This is a genomic window from Acinetobacter sp. Swhac1 (assembly GCF_013390985.1).
Lineage (GTDB): Bacteria > Pseudomonadota > Gammaproteobacteria > Pseudomonadales > Moraxellaceae > Acinetobacter > Acinetobacter towneri.
The window spans coordinates 1-3,627 of record NZ_JACASN010000069.1 but is presented as its reverse complement, the minus strand read 5'-3'; the positions used below and the strand labels follow the sequence as shown (position 1 = coordinate 3,627).

The window sequence follows — 3,627 nt, the reverse complement described above, 5'->3', positions numbered from 1 at the left end:
TTTAATCTTAATTCTATTAGATTAATGATAATACTATCATTTAATTATTGCATTAAGTCTAATGATAGATATTGTATGCGATTTGGCTCGCTATCATTCAGGTATACTCTTTTGATAAAAAAAGCATGACTAAAAGCCATGCCTTGGGATTCGTATAACGCGTATTATGTTAATTTTAGAAAGTCTTTAAAATAAGAATTTATAAAAAACTCTTTCTCATCATTAATTTTTAAAGATAAGTTATTGCATAATAATTCTTTCTTACTCAAATCAATTATGATCAAAATGATGTGGGTCTAGGATTTTAGACCATGCCTATAGTCGTAAAGCACTGGCTCATCGTGTATCGATCAGTATGGAAACAGACTTTTGCATAGATGCGTTGCAAGAAGCAATTGTGAAATATGGTTGTCCTGAAGTCTTTAATACAGACCAAGGCAGTCAATTCACAAGCGAGGCATTTTTGAATGAGTTAAAATTGCGAAATATCCGTATCAGTATGGATGGAAAAGGACGATGGATGGATAATGTGATGATTGAGCGTTTATGGCGCAGCGTGAAGCATGAGGAAGTCTATTTGAAGGCTTACGATACGGTTAAACAAGCGATACAATCAATTGCTGAATATTTGGATTTTTATAACATGATACGTCCTCATTCAAGTTTGAATAAGGCAACACCGAATGAATTTTATGATCAACATTTACTAAAAGTAATGGCAGCATAATTTAAATATTTAGAGCGGGTTTATCACTTATAAAACTGAATTGAGTTGTCTAATTAACGGAACCACATTAGTCTTCTTCATTTTTAAATCAATTTCTTATCCGCGATTTTGATTAATAGTTGTTTGTTTTTTTCATTTAATGGATGTTATCAAGTGCTACAAAATTTTTTTGAAAAGAGTAGATTTTTAGTTATTATAGTTATTATAAATTGCATAATATCTTCTATTTTTTTATATTTATCAACTATATACCTTCTAATTGATGCAATAATTTTTATTATAAAAAATATATATGCAACTAATTTTGAAGTAAAAATAGTTGTTGTTAAATTTTTAAAAATCCTCGATGTCTCGTTAATTGCTATTACATTTCATTTAATTTCAGCAGGTTTTTATAAATTATTTATTCAACAAGCTATTTTTGACAATAGTTCTTTTCTTAAGACACTATCAATTAATAAGTTTCATGATCTAAAAATTATTATATTACATGTATCTATTATAGTTATAGTCATCTTGTTTTTAGAAGATATTGTTGTTTTTGGTGGAACTTTAGCCAACTTATATGCTGGTATTTCTTCTAGCCTAGTCATATTAGCAATAATTTTTACTTGTAAGCTATTAGATAATGATCATCACAAAGACAATGAATAACTTAAATCGCAAGGACTCATTTAAAATTACTCTTTTCATTAGCCATCGTACTCTGCAAAACTGGGAACAAAGCCGACGCTATCCAACAGGACCAGCAGCAACATTGATTCGAATTTTAAATGCATTAAAAATGGGAGCTTAGCTCCCATTTTTTTGACTTCGTATAAGGTGTATTATGTTAATTTTAGAAGATCTATACAATTCTGTACTTTTTCACAATCATAGAAAAAGCAAATAAAATACTTATCCAAAATAAATAATCAATAAAAAAATTGAGAAAAACAAATTGATCCATGCCGATGAAAATAAATAAAGGATTGATACTTATACTTCCGACTGGAGAGGTTTCACCATCTATAAGGAACTGGAGAGGAAATCCCCCAGCTATGACTTTAACTTTTTCAAGCTTATCTACAACTATGCGAGCAACTAATATATTTTTTTGATAAAGCAAAGATACGTAAGTCAAAATAATCGCTAAAAAATTAAAATATAATATTTTTTTCATAACTATTCTTTATCTTTTAAGTTAATTAAAAACAGCCAATAACATAAGCCAGGAAATAGAGCCAGAAAGCTAGCCCATGTATTGGTATACATCTTCCACCAATCTTCAGCAATCTTTCCAGTATGCCCCCATCCTAAAAGAATAAAAAATGGAGTAGCAATAATTAGAGAGGTAATACAGATGGTTAATAAATTAAGACTGTTATAACGATTTAAAAGAATTGAGAATATGTAGCTAAAAGGCACAGTCAAAATACAATAAGCCAAGTAAATAAGACCGTGTCCTACAAGAACTACGAAAATCGAGTATAGGCTGTATTCGTGATTCACTGCGATAAACAGGACTGTTGTTAAAAAAAGTAAAGGTAAAGGAGCAAGTAAGAGTGCTTTTACTATTTGTTCATTTGAGTATTTCACTAATTTAATTCTCTTATCTACTCAATAAATAATAATACTATAACGATTTTATTGGAGGTTTTTTGATTCTATTTAACATAATGGTGGTTATACGAAATGCATTTGTATATTAAGTTAAAAATCAATAACTTAAAAAATTCACCCTCATCACAAAAACCGCAAAAAGCCGACTTGGAAACAAGTCGGCTTTTTTTTTAGGCGGTTTTGATAGTTCTTGCCAATAATTTTGTTTAAAAAGTAGTCGATTTTGCGATTTTTTAAATTTTATCAATGCGTGAATGTTCAAAATTATCCCCATTTCTTGTGGATAAATTTCAGGCACTTTGTACGCTTTAGCTTACTCAAATTCCAGTTCTTTGCGGCTATCAGGATAGCTAGAATATCCCTACGATAGATTCATACAGGAACATGATGTTCCGGAGCAAAAAACAACAATGATAAGTTCTAACACTAGGATTGTGAGGTAGAGCAGCACCTACCAAAGATCGCACAATAAAAAACCCCGGCAGGATACCGGGGTTTTTTATTGCCTATCCTTTCTCATTTGCAAAACAAACATAATGCCCCTAAAATATAGACTATAATCTATATTCTGGTTGTGGTATGTGGACAGTCATTACGACAGATCTATTTAATCAGTGGCTTGAACAGCAAGATGAACCTACACAAGAGAAGGTCCTAGCTGCCCTGGTTGTTCTACAGCAGCAGGGACCGAGTTTAGGCCGTCCTTTAGTAGATACTGTGTATGAGTCTAAATTTACCAATATGAAAGAACTGCGTGTTCAACATCGCGGTAGACCCTTAAGAGCTTTCTTCGCATTTGATCCCTTACGACAGGCTATTGTTCTATGTATTGCTGATAAAGGCGGTAAAAAGCGTTTTTATAAAGACATGCTGGATATTGCAGATGAACAATACCAACTTCATCTCACTACCCTAGGAGATAAATCTAATGGCTAAGACTCTGCAAGAATTGTTAGCTAGCCGCTCTCCAGAGAGCCAAGCCCGTATTCAAAAAATGGCTGATGAATTACTGCTAGAAAATCAGCTTCATCTTATTCGTGAAGAACTCGAAATTTCTCAAAAAGAGCTTGCTGAAACTTTGGGAATAAAACAGCCATCGCTTTCAGCAATAGAAAATCGTGGCAATGATCTTAAGATTTCAACCATGAAAAAGTATGTTGAGGCAATGGGTGGGAAGCTCCGTATTGATGTAGAGCTTCCAACAGGAAAACATATAGGATTCAACGTTTAACAATAAAAATGGGAGCTATAGGCTCCCATTTTTAGATTCGTATAACGTTGAACCCAACGGTAAATAT

Annotated in this window: 5 protein-coding genes and 2 pseudogenes; 5 read left to right on the top strand and 2 right to left on the bottom strand. The window is 32.2% G+C overall.

Going from position 1 to position 3,627, the window contains the following annotated elements; translation table 11 throughout:
- Nucleotides 1-316 precede the first annotated feature (316 nt).
- From HX743_RS15665 to HX743_RS16625, 3 genes and pseudogenes are all read left to right on the top strand, one after another.
- Nucleotides 317-727: pseudogene (locus HX743_RS15665) on the top strand (transposase); the annotation flags it as partial.
- 153 nt (nucleotides 728-880) lie between these two features.
- A complete protein-coding gene (locus tag HX743_RS15660; protein WP_178319646.1) occupies nucleotides 881-1,381 on the top strand; it encodes a YqhA family protein in 501 nt (166 codons plus the stop codon).
- 19 nt (nucleotides 1,382-1,400) lie between these two features.
- A pseudogene (locus tag HX743_RS16625) lies at nucleotides 1,401-1,523 on the top strand (helix-turn-helix domain-containing protein); the annotation flags it as partial.
- Between the two features lie 51 nt (nucleotides 1,524-1,574).
- Here HX743_RS16625 and HX743_RS15655 read toward each other — a convergent pair.
- Nucleotides 1,575-1,889: a hypothetical protein gene (locus HX743_RS15655; RefSeq protein ID WP_070155405.1), complete on the bottom strand. Its 315-nt coding sequence runs from the start codon at nucleotides 1,887-1,889 to the stop codon at nucleotides 1,575-1,577.
- A 2-nt stretch (nucleotides 1,890-1,891) separates the two neighbouring features.
- Nucleotides 1,892-2,305 carry a hypothetical protein gene (locus tag HX743_RS15650; protein WP_070155403.1) on the bottom strand — a complete coding sequence of 138 codons (414 nt, stop codon included), beginning with the start codon at nucleotides 2,303-2,305 and terminating at the stop codon, nucleotides 1,892-1,894.
- A gap of 603 nt (nucleotides 2,306-2,908) precedes the next feature.
- Here HX743_RS15650 and HX743_RS15645 point away from each other — a divergent pair.
- Together HX743_RS15645 and HX743_RS15640 are read left to right on the top strand one after the other, a co-directional pair.
- Nucleotides 2,909-3,265 (top strand): type II toxin-antitoxin system RelE/ParE family toxin, encoded by a 357-nt coding sequence (locus HX743_RS15645; protein ID WP_004668307.1) that lies wholly within the window; start codon nucleotides 2,909-2,911, stop codon nucleotides 3,263-3,265.
- Nucleotides 3,258-3,560: a helix-turn-helix domain-containing protein gene (locus HX743_RS15640; protein ID WP_001140620.1), complete on the top strand. Its 303-nt coding sequence runs from the start codon at nucleotides 3,258-3,260 to the stop codon at nucleotides 3,558-3,560. The genes HX743_RS15645 and HX743_RS15640 overlap by 8 nt, the downstream gene beginning before the upstream one ends.
- The last annotated feature ends 67 nt before the right edge of the window (nucleotides 3,561-3,627 follow it).